An 18,246-nucleotide genomic window follows, 5' to 3' on the forward strand; every position below is an offset into this window, starting at 1 on the left:
AGACCCAGCCCGCAACCGTCAGTCAATGTTCAAGCTCTGGCCCAATAGGGAAACCTTAAAACCATTGGCGATTGAAACTGCTGGCTCAGATCTTGGCCGCACTCAATTGGTGCGGAATTGATGCAGTTTTTTGTGTGATGCCAACAGAGCATCGACATTGCCTTGGATTGGCTTGCGATTCATTGAAAATTTGCTGGCAATTGCATCACCGACTCAACACCTGTCTGCCTGAAGTGGGTGATCAAAAACAAACAAATTTCAAGAAGTTGTTAAAAAATTCCAACTTAGCAGCCTCATTATTTCGGAAATCGGTTATTGGAAGTCTGCTATTGAATTAAGAATGGGTTAAAGAAAATTTAAAATCATTCTGGTTCGTCGTGAATTTCTAACAAAGTGACCAAAAATCGTGCAATTTTGCGTCTTACGCAAAAATTTAATTACATTTAAACTTTTCTTAATTTAAGCAAGATTGACTTTAGGCAGGAGCAATCAAAAACAGCTTTGAACGCCTAAATGGATTGATTAAGGTGCTCAATCAGCCCTCATTAGTTCTCAATAGTCACATTTCAAGCTAAAAGTCTGCACGACCAAATAGAATCGCCTAAGTTAAGAGCAGTTCACGGACGACTGTCGAAGCAGATTCGAGGGCTTCTTTCAAAATCCTTCCGAAGCAAAGCACTTCTAAAGCTTCCATACAGCCCTTACTTCGATTACTAAGCACAGTCGTCCGTAGGGTGGGCAGTGCCCACCAAACCGTTGCTTTATGGCATCTGCAATATGGCGTGCCAATAATTCTAGGTAAAGGTTGTATGATTCTTAGAAAGCATTTTAGAAAGTATTTTTAAAAAGCATTCTAGAGAGCATCTTTTCAAGAATCTCTCTTCTAAGAATTGCTGAAAAATTGCAAGCCAATTTCAGAATTTAATTTAACTGTATTGGTAAAATCCAGATTAATTCTGGCTCCTTTTATTTTTTCTTCTTGCATTAATTTTCTGCCTTTTCTTGCATTATATTGACGAGTTGATCAGTGAATTGATTGACCTGTGAATCAATGACACGAATGAACTGATAAATAATTGGTATTTTCTGATATTTTGTGATTGATTACGGACTCTGCCATCGCACTGAACCGATCAGGCGAAGGCCGTGAGTTAAGGGTGCGATCGAACCTTGCAGCTACCCGGGAATCGGTTAGGACATCGATCGACTGACCAAATCGACTAACCAATGGGATGCTTGGGGCTGGTAGGGGCGATCGAGCGGGATTAATGGGAATCGGCAACGCTAGGTATCACAACGCTTTTGGGTTTTAGGGCGGCCATGTCTCAGGTTTTTGATTTGCTGGTGAAAGGGGGGCCGGTCATGTGGCCCCTGCTGGGAATGTCGATCGCGACGGTGGCCGTGACCCTGGAGCGGGCAGTGTTTTGGGTGCGGTTAATGGCCCAGGAAGATCGCATTGTCCACGACGTATTGGCGGCGGCAAAGTATAGCCTGGAGGATGCGGCGATCACGGCTCGCGAGGCCCAAACCCTCCCGATCGGGCGATTTTTGTTGGCTCCCTTGATGTTGAAACAAGCCACCCCGGAGACGTTTAATTTGGCGCTGGAAACGGCCGCCGAACGGGAGTTCGTGAAAATGCGACGGGGCGATAAATTGCTGGAGACGATTGTGGCCGTTGCCCCCCTGCTGGGACTGCTGGGAACGGTGACGGGGCTAATTGCCACCTTCAATAACTTGAACATTGGTGGCGGCGGCGACACCAAGGCCGCCACGGCTGCCGCAGCGGGGATCGGTGAAGCCCTGCTGACCACGGCCTTTGGCATGATTGTGGCGATTATGGCTTTGGTGGTGTTTCGGGTGTTGGTGGTGCTGCAATCTCAGCAAATTGACTATTTCACCGAGGTGGGCAGTCGTTTGGAGCTGATCTATCGCCAGGTTTGGTATGAACCCCTGTTCCCCACGCCGGACTTGCCCAGCGGTGGCGGTCGATCGCCCGGTGGGGAACGGCCAACCCATGGGTTCGACCCCTTGCCCTATGCCGATCGCCCGCCGTCGTTGGTGGATTGATTAGGAGTGGATTAGGACAGGAAACCAGGCCCCATGCGACCCAAGACCCGATCGGCCAATCAGCTCCCAGATGTCAACCTCGTGCCGATGATGGACGTGTTGATGACGGTGCTCACGTTCTTTATTTTGGTGTCGATGACCCTGACCGGGGCGCAGATGCCCAACGTGCAGTTGCCCAAGGCCAAAACCTCAGCGGCGGCGACGGTTCCCAAGGATCCGCTGCTGGTGGGGTTAGACCAAAAAAAGCAGATTTTGCTGAATGACAAACCGGTGACCCCGGCGGAACTGGATCAAGCCGTGGCGGACTATTTTGCCAAACAGCCGGATGGGATGGTGGTGTTGAAGGCCGATCGCACCTTGCCGTTTCGATCGATTGAAGAAGTCTTGACGCTCCTGAAAGCTGTGGGGGGTGATCGGGTCGGTCTTTCCTTCGAGCAGGGTTAATCAACCGCCAGACCGGTTAGTTCTTGCGGCCGTTGCCTGCCGCTGCCTTGTTCCTTTGGCGCTCATGCCCCCCTCAACCGGAGTGGATTCTCAACCATGCGATCGCGCAATCGACAGACTCACCACAAACCCCCGGAAGTCAACCTTGTGCCGATGCTGGACGTGTTGATGACGGTGCTCACCTTTTTCATCATTTTGTCCATGGTGTTGGGCAGCCAAAACAGCCTGGAAGTGAACCTGCCCGCTAGCGGTGAGGATGCGCCTGCGGAACCCGACCAGGGGCCGCCGCCACCGCCCTTGTTGATTAAGCTGGATCGCCAGGGACAAACGGTGGTGCTCGATCGCGCCATTCCCAAGGATCAACTCAAGGCGGATATTCAGAACTACCTCAAGAATCCCAAGGGCGTGGTGTTGATTCAACCCGATCGCAACTTGCCCTACGAAAAGGTGTTGCAGTTGGTCAGTGAGCTGCGGGCCGCCGGCCCCGATCGGGTCACCCTGGCGATCGGGGAAGAATGGGCAACGCCTGCGGAGAATGCCCCGGAAAGCGAAGCCGCATCGAATGCGGAAGCGGCTGCCCCGGCGGAAGATGCCACCAACGAAGCCAACAACAATGCCACCAACGAAGCCAACAACAATGCCACCAACGAAGCCAACAACAATGCCACCAACGATGCCACCAACAACGAAGCCGCCGAGGCAGAAACAGCCCCAGCGGCTTCGACTCCCGGCCGAGTGCTCTCGGATGTGCCGGACGTAACGAACGATTAGGAGAATCGGCCCCTAACGTCGGGCCCCCAAGAACGAGGGCGTGAGGTTCAGGTTTTCGGGCCCCCAGGCGGGAAACCAATTGGCCAGCAGCCGTTGATAGAGCCAAGCGCCCCCCACCCGCATCATGATCGAGGGATGGAATAGAGCTTGGGGAGAGAGGATCATGTGCTGGATTTTCCAGACAATCTCATGGATGTCCTTGTGGGCATCGGTGAGATGCAAAACTCGCTCCAGGTAAGCTTGCATCCAGCGCGTGGGGCGATCGGGTCGCGGCCCTTCGGTGGCGGGCCAACGCAGGTCTTCCCCCGTGGCCATCAACCAAGGCAACTGAATCACGCGGGCCAACTCTTGCCGGAATAGGTGGGTAAATTGTCCCCAATCTAAGCCCAGTTCCGATTGGGCCCGATCGAGACAATCACCCAAGGTCACCGCACCGAGTGCGGCCCCGGTCATGCCCTGGCCATAAATTGGGTTGAAGGTGCAAACCGCATCCCCCAACAAGGCCAGCCCGATCGGGAACGTGGCCAACTGTTCGTAATGTCGCCAGCGGTTAGCCGTGCCCCGATAGAGCTTGATGTCTGAAATCGGTTGCGCCGAGGCGATCGCCCGCGCAATGGCCGGATCCCGCAAGCTGCGAACAAAGGCCAGAAACCCTTCCTCATCGGCCGGGGGATAGTCGCCATTGGTTCCCGAAACCGTCACCACCCAGCGGTTACCCTCCACCGGATAGAGCACCCCGGCGCGGGGTTGGTGGGGCGGCTTGGCCCACAGCAAAATCGATTTCCAGGTGTTTTCCGGATCCTGGGCCACCTGGGCCAAATAGTCGGCGGGCATTTGATACCAACGGCTGGCGTAACCCAACTTGGCATCGATCGTCACCTCCGGAACGGAGCCATAGCCCAACTGTTGCAGCCAGCGGGGCATTTGGGAATTGCGTCCCATGGCATCCACCACCAATTGGGCCCCCAAGAGGGTTTCCGTGGCCAAGGTGCTCACCAGGTTTTGGGCAGAGTTCCCTTCTAGGCGCACTCCCGTGACCCGATCGCCCGCCACCACTAGCCCTTGAACTGCAACCCCCGACATAAAAATCACGTTGGGAATGGCCTGTAACCGTCGCCGCACCAAGTTTTCCAGGAGCGATCGGCTGCTGGTACGGGTCACCAAATCCGATGAAACCCGTGGATTCCAACTGCCGAGGCCCATCATGGCGCAGTCGGCTGTCCAGTTCACTTCCACTGCTCCGGATGTGGCCAAATCATTGGCGAATCCAGGAAAGAGCGATTCCAAAATCTGCTGTCCCCGCGCCAACAGCACATGCACATGGTCAGCCTGGGGCGTGCCAGGGCGGCGATTGCACCAGGTTTCGTCCGGGGTTTCGGGTCGTTCCCAGGGGGTGGGCAGGGGATCCCGTTCCAAAACCAAGACAGTTTGGAAGCGATCGGCCAAAACTCGGGCGGCCAACAGACCCGCCAAACTTCCTCCGAGGACAATGGCGCGATCGGGCTGCGAGTGGGTGGCCGCCGCCTGATCCATCACCGGATTCATCCACAATTGGCTATGGGCTGTAATCGATCGAAGAGTAGACAACAGCATCGGACGCACTCGCAGGGTGTAAAGCAGCGTTGCAATACACTTCGCAAAATCAAGTGCCCAATCCGGAGTTTCTCTGCTGTTCAGCCAATCCACAAACTGGAATGCGCATCTGATCAACTGCGGTATTAAAATCGGCCTAGACCCGCCATGCAAACCATGCAAACCCTGTCTGCTTCGCCTGCCCCGCTCGCTTTTCGATCGAGCCGTCCCGTTGTGGCCGCCATCGACATCGGCACAAACTCCATTCACATGGCCATTGTGCAGGTGGATCCCAGTTTGCCCGCCTTCGACATCATTTCCCGCGAGAAAAGTACGGTGCGGTTGGGTGAGCGAGATCCCAAAACCGGTGATTTGACAGAAGCGGCCATGGATCGGGCGATCGCTGCCCTGCAACGGTGCTATGACCTGGCCCTGAGCCTGCAAGTGGATGAAGTGATTGCCGTGGCCACCAGTGCCGTGCGGGAAGCTCCCAACGGCCGGGACTTTTTGCGACGGGTGGCGCGGGATGTGGGCATGAAGGTGAATGCGATCGCCGGGCCCGAAGAAGCCCGCCGCATTTATCTAGGGGTGTTGTCGGCCATGGAGTTGGATGGCAAGCCCCACGCCATCATCGACATTGGCGGTGGCTCCACGGAGTTGATTTTGGGGGATGGGCGTGAACCCCTTTACCTGAGCAGCACCAAGGTGGGGGCCGTGCGGCTCACCACGGAATTTGTCCGCACCGACCCGATCACGGACATGGACTATGAGGCGCTGCGGGCCTATGCCCGGGGCATGTTGGAGCGGGCGGTGGAAGAATTGCATGGGGAACTGGTCAAACATCCCCTCGCGGATCAACTGACCCTGGTGGGCACGTCGGGCACGGCGGAATGCTTGGCGGCCATCCATGCGGCGGACACCACGGGCTATGTTCCCTCCCCGTTGCAGGGCTGTGAGTTGCCGTTGGCGGCCTTGCGAGAATGGGTCGATCGACTGCGCCGCATGGACATTGAGGAGCGATCGACCCTGCCGGAAATGAGCGATCGGCGGGCGGAAATTATCCTGGCCGGAGCCGTGGTGTTGCAAGAGGCCATGGATTTGTTGGGAGTCGATCGACTGGTGGTGTGCGAGCGATCGCTCCGGGAAGGCGTAATCGTTGACTGGATGTTGCAGCACCAACTGATTGACGATCGCCTGCGGTTCCAAAGCTCCGTGCGCGAACGCAGCGTTCTGGCGTTGGCCAAAAAATATCAGGTGAACCTGCCTTCCGCCGAGCATGTGGCCGCCATGGCCCTCACCCTGTTTGACCAAACCCAAGGCCTATTGCACAACTGGGATGACAATAGCCGCGAGCTGCTGTGGGCCGCCGCCGTCCTGCACCAATGCGGCCATCACGTGGGCCATGATGCTCACCACAAGCACGCCTATTACCTGATTCGTCACGGGCAACTGCTGGGCTACACGGAAACGGAAATTGAAGTGATTGCCAACCTGGCCCGCTACCACCGCAAGAGTGCTCCCAAAAAACGACACGAGGGCTATCAGGCCCTGGCTGGCAAGCGCTATCGGCAAATGGTGGACGAGCTGAGCGCCATTTTGCGCCTGGCCGCAGCCCTCGATCGCCGTCAAATTCAAGCGGTGCGCCGGGTGCAATGCCAGTTTCGGCCCCCCAGTCGCGAATTTCGATTGTTGTTGGAACCGGCCGATCGCCACGATGACTGCGCGATCGAGCGGTGGAGTCTGGACTGTGAATGTCCCATTTTCGAGACCCAATTCAGCGTGGATCTGGTGACGATCATGGAACCCAGCGGTTGCTAGCCTTGGGGCCGCTGCAACCTATCCAACTGACCGACCGACCAACTGACTAATCCAACTGACCGACCGACTAACCGACTAACCAACCAACCGAAAAAACCAACAATAAAACCCTAAAACGCAAATCCCTCGGGATCCGGCAACGGCGGCCCCAAATCATCCTCACCATCCACCGGGGCATTATTCTCGCCGGCCCCTTCGCCGCTGGCCAGCATCGTTTCCTCCGCCGCCAACTTCTCCGCCAGCGGCACGGATAACGCATCCTTGTAGCGCAAGCTGGAATCCGTTTCCTCGGGAATCGGCATGGCTTGGAGTTGGGCAATCAAATCGGCCGGGGCCGAATTCACCGTTTGGGAGCTGTAGCAGATAAAGAAATCAAACGAAAAGCCCCCCAACCGCAGTCGATCGCCATCCCGCAACCGGTGGCGGCCCCGCACCAGCCGACCGTTAATGAACGAGCCGTTGGTGCTGCCCAAATCCACCAAATAAAAACCCCGGCGCGGAATGTATTGAATTACTGCGTGACGACGGGAAAGACGCTGATCGGGAATCGGCAATGCTGCTTGGGGATCGCGCCCCATCATCCAAATCATTTGGTATTGCAGCAGAGATTGGCTTTTGCCATTAATCAGGTTGGAAATCAGATAGGCCTGCTGACCGCGCACCATGCCCTGGACATAACGGCTGCTGCGGAGGTGTTCACCCACCTGTTGCTGATCCGCATCCAACAGCTCATCAAAGAAGTCGCGATGGTTGTTGTAAAGCTTTAGAAATAGCTCATAGGCTTGCTCTCGATGCTCGTCAGCATCGATCGGGGGGCGATCGGGAGTGCGAGGATCGACAGCGCGGGGGTTCATAGGGGCAGGATGTTAAAACGCAATCAACCGCGAAGCGCAGAGGTTGAGGTAGACACTTGACACCCTCCTCAGCTTAGGGGCATGAGGATTCCAACGATACACACAACCACCCCCGAGTTGCCACCTGCATTTTGAGCGACCCGAGTGATTACTGAGTCATGACTGCGTGCTGACTGGGCGATCGCGCAGGTTGGCCACCGGTCTTGATGGCGCACTGGGGGAAATTGGACTCATCCATGGTGCAACGTTGGCATGGTGCAACGTTGGCAATGTCCCAGCGTACCGGCCACCAAGCGCGGTTTGCTGTTTAACCTTAGCCCACCAACATCTGGGTTGAAGCGTTTGGAGCCGTTGTGCCCATGACGGGGGATTGGGGAACGGAACGATCGGCCAATGGGGAATTTTCAGAAACCTTCAGCAGTTTGGCCAGTTCCTGGAGCTGCCCGATCGCCTCAGCCCCTTCAATTTTCATGAGTTCGCGATCATCGCGCATCTCCGTCCAGGTAATTCCATAATCGGACACCAGGAACCGGATCAGGTGATTATCGCCGAGACTAACCATAAACGATGCGCTGTTCATGCGATCGCCACAGGTATAGCACGAGGCCAAATAGCCCCGGCGTTCTAGAACATTGGCCAAGGCCTGCAGGCTCATGACGAGATCCCTGACAAACTGGCGATGTTGCTCGGCAAGTCTGAGAAACACGGCTTACCCTCGATCTTCTGGTTTCATTGTAGAGGCTGATTACGATTTTTATAGTCTCTTAAGAATTTCAGCAAGCAATCAACGGATTGATTGGTTTCGCTGATTCGATTGATGTGATGCTTGGGGCGATCGCCCTGGGCTGCCCCTTAGCAATGGAAGGCGACAAAGGCCCTAGTCTGCCCAATGCTGGGTTTGGGATGGTTATCCCTAGTGCAAGGGCGGCATCGGTGACCTGTAAACTGCTGGCAAGATCCCACTAATCTGTGTCACCAGTCCGTATGAAAGAACACAGTGCTTCGAGTGGTTTCGGGATCAAACTTTGGCCAGCATTGAGCAGATTTTCCTGAAAAATCACTGAAGAAACGCTCATCAATTTCCAAGGATCCTGGAGCTTGGGCCCTTAGAAATTGCCCCTGAAAACCCTGATCCAAACTTTTGGCTACGTTGTTCGGATTGTTACATTGACCGTCCCCGGGGAATGGATGATCGGGATGGCAGGTCAGGGGGTGAATGGCAGTGGATGCGGAACTGCCTGGGGGTTTCTTCGCAACGGATTGGCGCGGATCTTGGCACGGATGTTTTGCGCCAAGGAAGCGCCCAAAGTCCAACATGACGGGGACTATTGCGATCTTCCCATGGTTTGATTCGGATCCGGGGGGATAGGAACAACCGTTGAGAATTCTTAGGATTCGATCGCAACAGGTCACAGGGGGCCGGTTGCCCAATTGAGCAGAGCAGACGCTTCCCAAAGATTTCCCAAGGGTATCAATAATGGCGCGATGATGGCGCGATTATTGGACGATCGCCCCACTGATTTTAGTTAACCTGCCACCAACCAAAGGCCGGCCCCACAAATCGAATGGTGAGCCAAGCGGCCAACAGCGTACCGATCCCAATCCAAGCCCCGCGACTGGTGATCTTCACGAACCGATCGGCTTGCTGTTTGGTAATTGGCACGTTGGGCAAAATCGTTTCTTGAGCCTTGCCGTAGTCGTCCCCAAGGAGGGATTTGCGGCGTTTGGATTCACCCATTGTTCATCTCCACCCAGTTTTTTTGTAGATAAAGGATATCTGTTAATTAACCCTGAAACGATCGCGAAATGGTTGGGCTGGCAGTTCGATTGGGGAGCAGAGCGATCAAAAATTCGCCCGATCGCCCCCGAGGGAAATGAGCTTAGACGAACATTTCGCAAGAATTCTTCAACTTTGGATTCAGATTTCTAGCCCGTCGGCGCTGCCCTGGGAATTTCTGGAAATTTCTGGAAATTTAAAGCCAACGGGGTTCAAGGTCGTTCATCCGCTCCACGGGATCCAAGGCCGCCAGCACCTGGGAGCCATAGCTGCGGCGCACCACCCGGGTGTCCAGCAGGGCCAACAGCGGGGGCGCATTGGGATCAGGGGTCGATCGCTCCCGTAACGGCGCGATCGACCGTTGCAGATCGCTAAGGGCCGAGGGCAACAGATACCAGCGAAACCAGTCCCGACGCTGGCGCTTGTAGGCGCTGACCCGGGCGGCCACCAGGGGATCTTCGAGGGAGGGAATGGGCAAGGCCGCAATCACCAGCAGGTGGGGAGCGGGCAGCCGATCGCTGTGGTTGCGCCAAAAGTCCCACCCGGTGACCAAAATGCCGTTGTCATCGGGGGCGGTGCGTTCCAGTTGGACGCGGGAGCCAAATTCCGCCGCCAGTTGAGCCGCCAGCCGGCCCTTGAGAGGCACATCTCCCACCAACACCACGGTGAAGCCGGTCGGCCCTTGCCAAGCCAACAGGGCATAGAGCTGCTGAATCAGGGCCGCCTGAAATTGCGGGGTGTTGGGGAGGGGCAACTGCTCGGGTAAATAGAACCCGATCGCCTCTTGCTGTCGATCGGGCGTGAATTTCAAGCAGGTCAGCCGCTGCTCATCGCCGTTGTCCAGCCCCAACCGCGCTTGATATAAGGGAGCTTCCACTTCCAAATCCAGGAAGCTGCCAATCAGGGCGATCGGCTGGGCTTGCCAGAGGGGGCGCAAGATTTCGGCCACGTCGATCGGTTGGCATTGCAGGTGAAACTGCCCCGTTTGGCGATCGGGCTGGGCCAGGATCGGCCATTGCTGGTCTCCGGCCCGGTGCAGCAGCGTTCGCCACAGGGGCGGCAGTTGAACCGCCAATAATCGCAATGTTTGCAGCAAGGCCGCCGCTTCCGGCTCATCCAACAGCCAAGCGCCGTAGGGATTGGGGGGATGTTGTAGCAGTCCATGGGCGATCGCCACTTCCAAGTCATGGATGACCTGGGCGCGATCGGGACAGGCCAAACGCCACCGATGCCAATCGGCCGGGCTAATGTCCAGTCGCAGGGTTTCTTGCGTCCAGCGCTCCAGATCATCGGCCCCATCAATCAGGGTGGGCAGGCCGGCCAAGCGCGATCGCTGGCCCGACAGTTCCAGGCGATCGGCCAGCCACTGGCTGGGGGACAAAATCCAGAGACCCGGTTGATCGGCCCGCAAGGTGGCCGCCAGGGCCTGTGCGGCTTCCGGGGGCTGATCCACCAGGCAATGCACCGGAGGCAAGGGGCGATCGCTCTGGGCCAGCCACAACCGCAACCGAGCCAAGTCCACCTCTAAAAGCCGCTGTTGCACCGCCGGGGGAACCACCAACACCACCGCCTGCTCGCAGAGCAGGGCCGGAGCCAGATAGCTGAGGCGATGGCGGCCGGCGGCCACGGCCGTGCCCCCTTGGATCAGGGAACTGCGGCCCGATCGCAAGACCCGCGCCACCAACCGCGCCAGGGTTAGGTGATGCAGCCAGGGGCGATCGCCACAGGCCCGCAAAAACGCGCGTAACTGTTGGTGGACTTCAACTTCCAGCATTCTCAGCTCCCACGACCCAGGGCGGGCATCTTCACCCCCCAAGGGTGCAACTAGGGGGGTAATCCACAGAATTTGATTGAGCTAGGCCTTTGATTGAGCTAGTAGTGCGTCAAGCTTATTTTGATAGGTCCAATCAAATGACTGTTGCCGTCACCAGCTTGTTAGGCAGCAAGGGGCTTAAGCCCCTTGTTACTACGACTGACTTCGCGACTTTGACCCAATCGATTAAACCTGTCACGCTACTAGGCCAACGAAGGCGACAAAAATGGGGCGATCGAACCGCCCCATGCTCAGTGTATTGAGTGTATCGAAACTTTCCTAAGCGCCTCGATTCAGGGCCGCTTCCACTTGCCGGAACTCAGTTTCCAAACGCTTTTGTAACTTTTCAGGCACGGGGCGGTTGGGATAGGCCGAATAGTGGGCCGCCAGTGAATTCAAAGCCGTGCGCATGGTGGTGTAGGAATTTAGCCCAGCCACGCGGGTATCCCGGCGGTAGTGGGAAGCATAGGAATTGATTTTGGCGCGAGCATCGGCTTGGGCTGCTCGTTTGGCGGGATCGCTATCGGCCATGGTGATGGCATTCCGCAGGCTGCCGACCAAGGCGAGGGTATCAGCTTGGTAGTTGCCGCTGATGCCGTTGGCCGAGTCACCCGCCGCACAGCCCGTCAGGCCGATCGACACCACCATCACCAGCGCCAGTAGCCCAGAGAGAAATCGCTTCATAAAACGTTAAAAACCTGCTAGTGCTTTTAATGCCAAGACTTTGAGCCACGGGCTGAATCGATGGTAGCCATTGCCACAGACCGAGCGCTTGACAAACTAAGCCCTATCCTACCGTGCTGGATGGCCAGCCCGATCGCCCCATCGAGGCGATCGCCCCGGAGGGCCAAGGGTGGGCAGCGAATCAACCGTGTACAATTTGGAGTCACCCGTGGCCTGTTTTCCGCCACTCGGGAAGGGCATCGGCTGTCCTGTGCTGATGACCAACTCCGAATATGGATCTGGCGCAATGGATCTGGTGGTGGATGGGGCCGTTGGGGGTTCTTTGGGTTTCTTTGTTGGAGGAGTCAGCCGTGGTTCAAGCGCTTCCGTCTTCGGTTCGATCGGCCACCCCTTGGCAGCCGTCTGCTGTGTCTGAGGGTCTCACGGGTGCGGTGCTCGGCCAGTGGTTAGATCAATTGGCCGATCGAGTCATTGCAGGCGAGGCGATCGATCGAGCCACGGCCCTGATCCTGACCCAAATTGATGATCAGGCAGATATTTTGGCCCTTTGTGCCGCGGCCGATCGCGTGCGCCAAGCCCGCTGCGGCAACGTGGTTGACCTGTGCAGCATCGGCAACGTGAAATCCGGTTCCTGCTCGGAAAATTGCTCCTTTTGTGCCCAGTCGGCTCACCACCCCGGTCAGGAGTCCCCGATCTATGGTTTGCGGACTCCCGAAGAAATTTTGGCCCAAGCCAAGGCCGCCGAAGCCGCCGGAGCCAAGCGCTTTTGTCTGGTGAGCCAAGGGCGCGGCCCCAAGTATGGCGGTCGCCAGGAAAGCGAATTTGAACAAATTCTGGAAACGGTGCGGCAAATTATTGCGGAAACCAACATCAAGCCCTGCTGCGCCTTGGGTGAAGTGAATGCGGATCAGGCCCAAGCCCTCAAGGAAGCGGGTGTGACGCGCTATAACCACAACCTGGAAGCGTCGGAGGCCTTTTTCCCGAACGTGGCCACCACCCATAGCTGGCAAGACCGCGTTGCCACCATCAAAACCCTGAAAGCGGCGGGCATCCAAGCCTGCACCGGGGGCATTTTGGGCATGGGCGAAACCTGGGCAGACCGGGTGGATTTGGCCCTGGCGCTGCGGGATCTGGAGGTGGAATCGATTCCGCTGAACCTGCTGAACCCCCGAGCTGGCACGCCCATGGGCGATCGCCCCAAGCTGGATCCCTACGAAGCGGCCAAGGCGATCGCCATTTTCCGGATGATTTTGCCCGATCGAATCCTGCGCTATGCGGGTGGCCGAGAAGTGGTGATGGGTGAGCTACAAGCCCTGGGTCTGAAAGCCGGGTTGAACGCCATGCTGATTGGCCATTACCTGACCACCATGGGCCAACCCCCCGAGAAGGATCATGAAATGTTAGCGGAATTGGGCCTGGTGGGTGGCGAAGCGCCCGTCGTTGGCGCAACGGCTGCAACGATTTAAATGATTCAAATGAACGATCGGGTTAAGTGAACGATCGGGAGTGCGATCGCCCGGATGTTGACCCCGGCGGTTGCGCTCCCTTGGGCGTGAATGGGGTATTCATAGGGCGTTAATGGGGCGTTAATGGGGCGATCGTCATGCGCCTAGAAACCTTGCTGTGGGCGGCCATCGGGGTCTTACTCTCGATCGCCGCCTCCTTTGTGGAAGTCTTTGTGCCCACGGCTCCTTGGGATTGGCTCCAAGAGGGGGTGCGGGTGGTGTCTTTGGGCACGCGCTACCAAGTGGCGGCATTGTTGCTGGTGGCCTGCTTGGGCGGAGGGACGGCGGCGGCCCTCTCGCAAATTGCCTACCTGCTGTTGGGGTTGGCGGGGTTGCCCATCTTTGAAGGGGGCGGCGGTTGGCAATATATCCAAGAACCCAGCTTTGGCTATCTCTTGGGCTTTGTGCCGGCCGGGTGGCTCTGCGGGCGCTGGGCCTTTTTGGGGCCGCCCAAGGTGGAGCAGTTGGCGATCGGCTGCGCGATCGGGTTGGTGGTGCTCCATGGGGTGGGGCTGTTGTATGCCATGGCCCTGCGAGCCAACGAATTTGAGGCGATCGCCACCACCTACTCCCAAGCGGTCTTGCCGGGGCAACTGGTGGCCGCCTGTGCCGCCGCCACGATCGCTTCAGTTTTTCGACATCTCGTGTTCTACTGAAAGTTGGCGATCCTGCGGGCATCCCATCACCCCCAGAGAACCGCCACCGTTGAATTTTGTGGATAGTCCGGTGCCAGAGTCTCGATCCAAACCGATTCCCGCCTGGGCCAAATCCTGTGGCCGCCTGGTCTCCAAGAATGGCTGGTTTTGGGTGGTGGCCGTTGCCAGCGTCGGGGTCGATCGCATCACCAAAGCCTGGGTCGCCAGCACCTTCGCCCTCACGATTCCGCCCCAGACCATCCCGCTGATCCCCGGTTGGTTTCACTTCACCTACGTGGTCAACTCCGGCGCGGCCTTCAGCCTGTTCCAGGGCAGCGGCTGGCTGCGGTGGCTCTCGTTGGCGGTCAGTGCGGCCCTGATGGCCCTGGCCCTGGGCAGCCCGCGCATGAACCGCTGGGAACAGTGGGGCTATGGGTTCGTGCTGGGGGGCGCATTGGGCAACGGAATCGATCGCTTTGCCCTGGGCCATGTGATTGATTTTCTGGATTTCCGGCTGATTCGGTTCCCAGTGTTTAACCTGGCGGATGTGTCGATTAATGTGGGCATCATTTGTCTGTTGATTGCCATGTTGCAACGCCCCGATCGCCCCAACACCGCCGACTAAGGAACTGGCCAATGGCCTCCCCTATCCGTCTTGGCGGGGACAGATCATGGCCCCAGGGCGGCGCTTGGGCCGCTGATTGGGTCACCCTGCCGCCGTCGGGTTGTCTGCGCCGCTGGCCGTTGCTCCGTTTGTTTTTTAATCGCTCTCAGGATCTTTCATTTAGGCTCAGGCCCATGCTCAAGGCATTCCAGACCCTCCAAACCCTTTTTCAAACCTTTTTTCAAACCCTGGCCCATTGGTTGTTTCGGGCATCCTCCCTACGCTTTTGGGCCGGAGCCGGAGCCTTAGCCCTGTCCACCACCGTCTTCTTGGTGGCTTGCCAGCCGATCGCCCTGTCCGCTGGGGGCAATGTGGATGCGGACTTTGAAGCCAAAGTGCTGGACGTGATCCGCAAAAATCCGCAAGTGATTTTGGAATCCGTGGCGGACTATAACCAGCAGCAGTCCCAAAAGCAGCGGGAATTGCGGCAAAACTTCGCCCGCGATGCCAAATCTGACCCGAAAAAGGTGATTGGCAACTCTCCCACCCTTGGCAAAGGACGGGTGCTGTTGGTGGAGTTTTCCGATTTTCAATGTCCCTACTGCGGTCGGGCCTTGGCTCCCCTGAAGCAGTTCATGGAGGACTATCAAGATCGGGTGATTCTGACCTTTAAGCATTTCCCCCTCACCAGCATCCATCCCCAGGCGGTTCCCGCTGCCCAGGCTGCTTGGGCTGCCCAGCAACAGGGCAAGTTCTGGGAATATCACGATGAACTGTTTGCCAACCAATCGCGTTTGGCCGATGGCTTGTATGGGGAATTGGCTAAGAAGTTGGGATTAGATTTGAACCGATTTGAGCGCGATCGCAACAGCGAGGCGGCCAAAAAAGCCGTGACCGCCGATGCTGAGTTGGCGGAAAGCTTGGGTTTGGAAGGCACTCCCACCTTTTTGATGGCCGGTGAACCGGTGCAGGGTGCGCCCAGTCCTGAGGCGTTCAAGGCCGCCTTTGAGCGGGCTAGCAAGTAAATGAGACCGTGGGAACTGGGGGGCGCTTCCCGGCTGATGGTGGGGGCGATCGCGCCGTTGCTATGGGCGGGGGTGGCGATCGCCCAGCCGGCCCCCAGTTCCTCGGAATTACGGCTGGTTTATCCGCCGGAGGGTCATCAAACCTCGAGCGATCGCATCTTTTTTCTAGGCACTGCGCCACCCACCGGTGAGGTCACGATCAATGGCCAAGGGGTGAATCGCAGTGCTTTTGGGCATTTTGCCCCCAGTTTTCCGCTACAGCTTGGCCCCAACCGATTTGAAATCCGCTGGGGCGATCGCACGGAAATTCGCACGATCACCCGCATTGCCAATCAGCCGTTGTTGAGCACACCCCTGGCCACCCTGGAGCCGATGGCCGATTGGGGCTGGCCGATCGGGGAGCCAATTTGCCTGCGGGTGACGGGGCGGCCCAACTTGACCATTGATGCGCGGGTGGCGGAACGGACGTTTCCGATGTTGCCCCGCCCATCCGCTGGATCGCCGTTACCCAATTCTTCGGTACTGACGGGCAGCGATCCCCCGCCACCATCGTTGACCACCTATGAGGGCTGCTTCACGCCCGATCGCCCCGATGATTGGGGCCAGGTGCGGTTTTACATCGATGGCGAAATGCCCATGACCCCTCGCGGTCGAATCACCGTTTGGCCGCGCGATCGACGCGATCGGGCCCGGGTGACGGTTCCTTGGGGGGTGGCGCGCACGGGCCCCAGCACGAACCACAGCCGCCTCACCCCCTTGCCCCAAGGCAGCCAAGCCACGATCGCCGCTCGCCAGGGCGATTGGTTACGCCTCAGCTATGGGGCTTGGATCCAGGCCAGTGAAGTGGCGATCGAACCCAGCTCCACCCCCCTACAAGCGGTGGTGCAAGGGATTCGGGCCCAAAATCAGGGAACAGCCGTGGAAGTGCAGTTGCCCCTGAGCGAACCAGTGCCCGTGGAAGTGCGCCAAGAGAATCAAGACTTGGTGTTGACGCTGCATCAGGCGATCGCCCAAACCGATACCGTCTTTTTGCAACGCAACCCGGCCATCAGTCAGCTCACCTGGCAGGTGTTACCGGGAAATCGCCTGGAATATCGGGCCCGGTTAGCCACCGCCCAGGCTTGGGGCTGGACTCTGCGCTACGAAGGCAATGTGCTTCATTGGCGGATTAAGCATCCTCCGGTGCGATCGGGGCGATCACCCCTCTCGGGGATCACGATTGTGTTGGATCCGGGCCATGGTGGCCGGGAGTCGGGCGCGATTAATGCGGCGGGCATTCCCGAAAAGACCCCCAACCTGCAAACCAGCCTGAAACTGCAAGCAGCCCTGGAGCGGCGCGGGGCGCGGGTGGTGCTGACCCGATCGACCGATCAAGATTTGCCCATTCCCGATCGCCTGGCTCAAATTGCCGAACTGGAACCGACGATCGCCCTCTCGGTGCACTACAACGCCTTGCCCGACGACGGCAACGCCGAAACCACCCAAGGGATCGGCATGTTTTGGTATCACGCCCAAGCCCAGGACTTGGCGCAGTTTTTGCATGACGAGCTGACCCGCCGACTCGATCGCCCGTCCTACGGCGTGTTTTGGGGCAACCTGGCCCTGGCTCGCCCCACGATCGCCCCCTCCGTTTTGATGGAACTGGGCTTTATGAGCCACCCCACCGAATCCGAGTGGATTACCAATCCAGCCGAGCAGGATCGGTTGGCGGAGGCGATCGCCGCGAGCTTAGAAACCTGGTTCGATCGCCTCGCACCGAACTGAGCGAAGATCCGTCAGTCATCACTCGTCGTTCATCTCCACGGGCTAGGCGGGTGCGATTGCCCTTGGGGTCTTGACGATGGCTGGGGAATTGTTCAAACTGTTGAGTAAGTAAGTGCTTACTTTTTATGCCTCGCCCACCCAAAATCACCAACGAAGCTATCTTGACTGCCGCTCGTCAGGTGTTTTTGGAGCAAGGCGTGAAGGCTTCAACGGTGGAAATTGCCCGGCGTGCTGGCATTTCGGAAGCCTCGGTGTTTAAACGGTTTCCTACCAAGCAAGCCCTGTTTTTAGCCGCCATGGGGGTGACAGAAACGCCCGACTGGGTGAAGCGCTTGTCCGATCGCCAGCCCACCGCCAACATCAAAGCCGAGTTGACGGAAATCTGTGGCGAAATGTTGGCGTTCTATCAAGAAGGCCTGCCACGGGTGTTCATGATGATGGCGCAAAAAAAGATGCCTCATCCGCCGCACTCCCCCCACTTGCCACCGCCCCCGGTGCGCGATAGCCGTTTGTTGGCCCTGTTTCTGGAACGGGCCGTGGCGGGGGGCTGGTTGCGGGCGATCGACTCGATGGCGCTGGCTCACCTGCTCGTGGGCAGCATCATCAACTACGTGATCGCCCATGAGCTGCCCCCAATGGTTCAGTCGATGCCCCAGATGCCACCGTTCACGCAACGGCCCGCAGCGATTCAACCCGAGTCCCAACAACCCGAGGTGAAACCAGAAAGCCGAATTGAACCATCACAGTTTGTGGCCAGTCTAATCAATATCCTTTGGGCGGGCATCGCACCGGAGAACCCACCAGCGGGCTGAACCCAGAACAGCGATCGCCTTTTAGTCCCCCGATCAACACCTAATCTCAGGCAATAGAAGCATTTTCAAGGCAATTTTTTTTGCTCAATTAATAAGTAAGT

The 18,246-nt window shown here is 57.6% G+C and carries 17 protein-coding genes; 10 read left to right on the plus strand and 7 right to left on the minus strand.

Annotation, left to right across the window (positions count from 1 at the left end; translation table 11 throughout):
- The first annotated feature begins 1,320 nt into the window (after positions 1 to 1,320).
- From H6G52_RS03975 to H6G52_RS03985, 3 genes are all read left to right on the plus strand, one after another.
- Complete coding sequence (locus H6G52_RS03975; protein WP_190353486.1) at positions 1,321 to 2,067, plus strand: MotA/TolQ/ExbB proton channel family protein; 747 nt, start codon at positions 1,321 to 1,323, stop codon at positions 2,065 to 2,067.
- A gap of 33 nt (positions 2,068 to 2,100) precedes the next feature.
- Positions 2,101 to 2,511, plus strand: a complete 411-nt coding sequence (locus H6G52_RS03980; RefSeq protein WP_190526582.1) for a biopolymer transporter ExbD — start codon at positions 2,101 to 2,103, stop codon at positions 2,509 to 2,511.
- A 96-nt stretch (positions 2,512 to 2,607) separates the two neighbouring features.
- On the plus strand, positions 2,608 to 3,282 hold the full coding sequence (locus tag H6G52_RS03985; protein ID WP_190526584.1) for a biopolymer transporter ExbD: 675 nt from the start codon (positions 2,608 to 2,610) through the stop codon (positions 3,280 to 3,282).
- Positions 3,283 to 3,294: 12 nt separating this feature from the next.
- On the opposite strand, the gene H6G52_RS03990 is transcribed toward H6G52_RS03985, so the two are convergent.
- Positions 3,295 to 4,875 carry an NAD(P)/FAD-dependent oxidoreductase gene (locus H6G52_RS03990; protein WP_190353484.1) on the minus strand — a complete coding sequence of 527 codons (1,581 nt, stop codon included), beginning with the start codon at positions 4,873 to 4,875 and terminating at the stop codon, positions 3,295 to 3,297.
- Between the two features lie 156 nt (positions 4,876 to 5,031).
- Between H6G52_RS03990 and H6G52_RS03995 the strand changes: the two genes are divergently transcribed.
- Positions 5,032 to 6,672: a Ppx/GppA phosphatase family protein gene (locus tag H6G52_RS03995; protein WP_242026166.1), complete on the plus strand. Its 1,641-nt coding sequence runs from the start codon at positions 5,032 to 5,034 to the stop codon at positions 6,670 to 6,672.
- A gap of 110 nt (positions 6,673 to 6,782) precedes the next feature.
- On the opposite strand, the gene H6G52_RS04000 is transcribed toward H6G52_RS03995, so the two are convergent.
- The 6 genes from H6G52_RS04000 to H6G52_RS18710 form a co-directional block, all read right to left on the minus strand.
- Entirely contained in the window at positions 6,783 to 7,526 is a 744-nt protein-coding gene (locus H6G52_RS04000; protein WP_099532371.1) for an FHA domain-containing protein, read from the minus strand.
- A 313-nt stretch (positions 7,527 to 7,839) separates the two neighbouring features.
- Positions 7,840 to 8,232, minus strand: coding sequence for a DUF1815 family protein (locus H6G52_RS04005; RefSeq protein WP_099532372.1), 393 nt, complete (start codon positions 8,230 to 8,232; stop codon positions 7,840 to 7,842).
- 816 nt (positions 8,233 to 9,048) lie between these two features.
- Complete coding sequence (locus H6G52_RS04010) at positions 9,049 to 9,264, minus strand: DUF2839 domain-containing protein (protein ID WP_099532373.1); 216 nt, start codon at positions 9,262 to 9,264, stop codon at positions 9,049 to 9,051.
- 235 nt (positions 9,265 to 9,499) lie between these two features.
- Positions 9,500 to 11,077 carry an ATP-dependent DNA helicase gene (locus H6G52_RS04015; protein WP_190526588.1) on the minus strand — a complete coding sequence of 526 codons (1,578 nt, stop codon included), beginning with the start codon at positions 11,075 to 11,077 and terminating at the stop codon, positions 9,500 to 9,502.
- Between the two features lie 318 nt (positions 11,078 to 11,395).
- A complete protein-coding gene (gene psb27, locus H6G52_RS04020; RefSeq protein ID WP_099532375.1) occupies positions 11,396 to 11,800 on the minus strand; it encodes a photosystem II protein Psb27 in 405 nt (134 codons plus the stop codon).
- A 108-nt stretch (positions 11,801 to 11,908) separates the two neighbouring features.
- On the minus strand, positions 11,909 to 12,040 hold the full coding sequence (locus tag H6G52_RS18710; protein WP_255508484.1) for a hypothetical protein: 132 nt from the start codon (positions 12,038 to 12,040) through the stop codon (positions 11,909 to 11,911).
- Between the two features lie 110 nt (positions 12,041 to 12,150).
- On the opposite strand from H6G52_RS18710, the gene bioB reads away from it, so the two are divergent.
- The 6 genes from bioB (at position 12,151) to H6G52_RS04050 (ending at position 18,145) form a co-directional block, all read left to right on the plus strand.
- Positions 12,151 to 13,266, plus strand: coding sequence for a biotin synthase BioB (gene bioB, locus H6G52_RS04025; protein WP_190526590.1), 1,116 nt, complete (start codon positions 12,151 to 12,153; stop codon positions 13,264 to 13,266).
- A 137-nt stretch (positions 13,267 to 13,403) separates the two neighbouring features.
- Positions 13,404 to 13,961: a biotin transporter BioY gene (locus H6G52_RS04030; protein WP_199291359.1), complete on the plus strand. Its 558-nt coding sequence runs from the start codon at positions 13,404 to 13,406 to the stop codon at positions 13,959 to 13,961.
- Positions 13,962 to 14,085: 124 nt separating this feature from the next.
- Positions 14,086 to 14,565: a signal peptidase II gene (gene lspA / locus H6G52_RS04035; protein WP_190353670.1), complete on the plus strand. Its 480-nt coding sequence runs from the start codon at positions 14,086 to 14,088 to the stop codon at positions 14,563 to 14,565.
- Positions 14,566 to 14,738: 173 nt separating this feature from the next.
- Positions 14,739 to 15,569, plus strand: a complete 831-nt coding sequence (locus H6G52_RS04040; protein WP_190353480.1) for a thioredoxin domain-containing protein — start codon at positions 14,739 to 14,741, stop codon at positions 15,567 to 15,569.
- Positions 15,570 to 17,333, plus strand: coding sequence for an N-acetylmuramoyl-L-alanine amidase (locus H6G52_RS04045; RefSeq protein ID WP_242026168.1), 1,764 nt, complete (start codon positions 15,570 to 15,572; stop codon positions 17,331 to 17,333).
- 125 nt (positions 17,334 to 17,458) lie between these two features.
- Positions 17,459 to 18,145: a TetR/AcrR family transcriptional regulator gene (locus tag H6G52_RS04050; RefSeq protein WP_099532379.1), complete on the plus strand. Its 687-nt coding sequence runs from the start codon at positions 17,459 to 17,461 to the stop codon at positions 18,143 to 18,145.
- Positions 18,146 to 18,246 lie beyond the last annotated feature (101 nt).

This window comes from Limnothrix sp. FACHB-881 (assembly GCF_014698135.1).
Lineage (GTDB): Bacteria > Cyanobacteriota > Cyanobacteriia > CACIAM-69d > CACIAM-69d > CACIAM-69d.

What these genes read in the sequence shown, in the direction of transcription:
- H6G52_RS03975 (WP_190353486.1), top strand. Translation starts at nt 1,321, where the DNA reads ATGTCTCAGGTTTTTGATTTGCTGGTGAAAGGGGGGCCGGTCATGTGG.
- H6G52_RS03980 (WP_190526582.1), top strand. Translation starts at nt 2,101, where the DNA reads ATGCGACCCAAGACCCGATCGGCCAATCAGCTCCCAGATGTCAACCTC.
- H6G52_RS03985 (WP_190526584.1), top strand. Translation starts at nt 2,608, where the DNA reads ATGCGATCGCGCAATCGACAGACTCACCACAAACCCCCGGAAGTCAAC.
- H6G52_RS03990 (WP_190353484.1), bottom strand. Translation starts at nt 4,875, where the DNA reads ATGCTGTTGTCTACTCTTCGATCGATTACAGCCCATAGCCAATTGTGG.
- H6G52_RS03995 (WP_242026166.1), top strand. Translation starts at nt 5,032, where the DNA reads ATGCAAACCCTGTCTGCTTCGCCTGCCCCGCTCGCTTTTCGATCGAGC.
- H6G52_RS04000 (WP_099532371.1), bottom strand. Translation starts at nt 7,526, where the DNA reads ATGAACCCCCGCGCTGTCGATCCTCGCACTCCCGATCGCCCCCCGATC.
- H6G52_RS04010 (WP_099532373.1), bottom strand. Translation starts at nt 9,264, where the DNA reads ATGGGTGAATCCAAACGCCGCAAATCCCTCCTTGGGGACGACTACGGC.
- H6G52_RS04015 (WP_190526588.1), bottom strand. Translation starts at nt 11,077, where the DNA reads ATGCTGGAAGTTGAAGTCCACCAACAGTTACGCGCGTTTTTGCGGGCC.
- psb27 (WP_099532375.1), bottom strand. Translation starts at nt 11,800, where the DNA reads ATGAAGCGATTTCTCTCTGGGCTACTGGCGCTGGTGATGGTGGTGTCG.
- H6G52_RS18710 (WP_255508484.1), bottom strand. Translation starts at nt 12,040, where the DNA reads ATGCCCTTCCCGAGTGGCGGAAAACAGGCCACGGGTGACTCCAAATTG.
- H6G52_RS04030 (WP_199291359.1), top strand. Translation starts at nt 13,404, where the DNA reads ATGCGCCTAGAAACCTTGCTGTGGGCGGCCATCGGGGTCTTACTCTCG.
- H6G52_RS04040 (WP_190353480.1), top strand. Translation starts at nt 14,739, where the DNA reads ATGCTCAAGGCATTCCAGACCCTCCAAACCCTTTTTCAAACCTTTTTT.
- H6G52_RS04045 (WP_242026168.1), top strand. Translation starts at nt 15,570, where the DNA reads ATGAGACCGTGGGAACTGGGGGGCGCTTCCCGGCTGATGGTGGGGGCG.
- H6G52_RS04050 (WP_099532379.1), top strand. Translation starts at nt 17,459, where the DNA reads ATGCCTCGCCCACCCAAAATCACCAACGAAGCTATCTTGACTGCCGCT.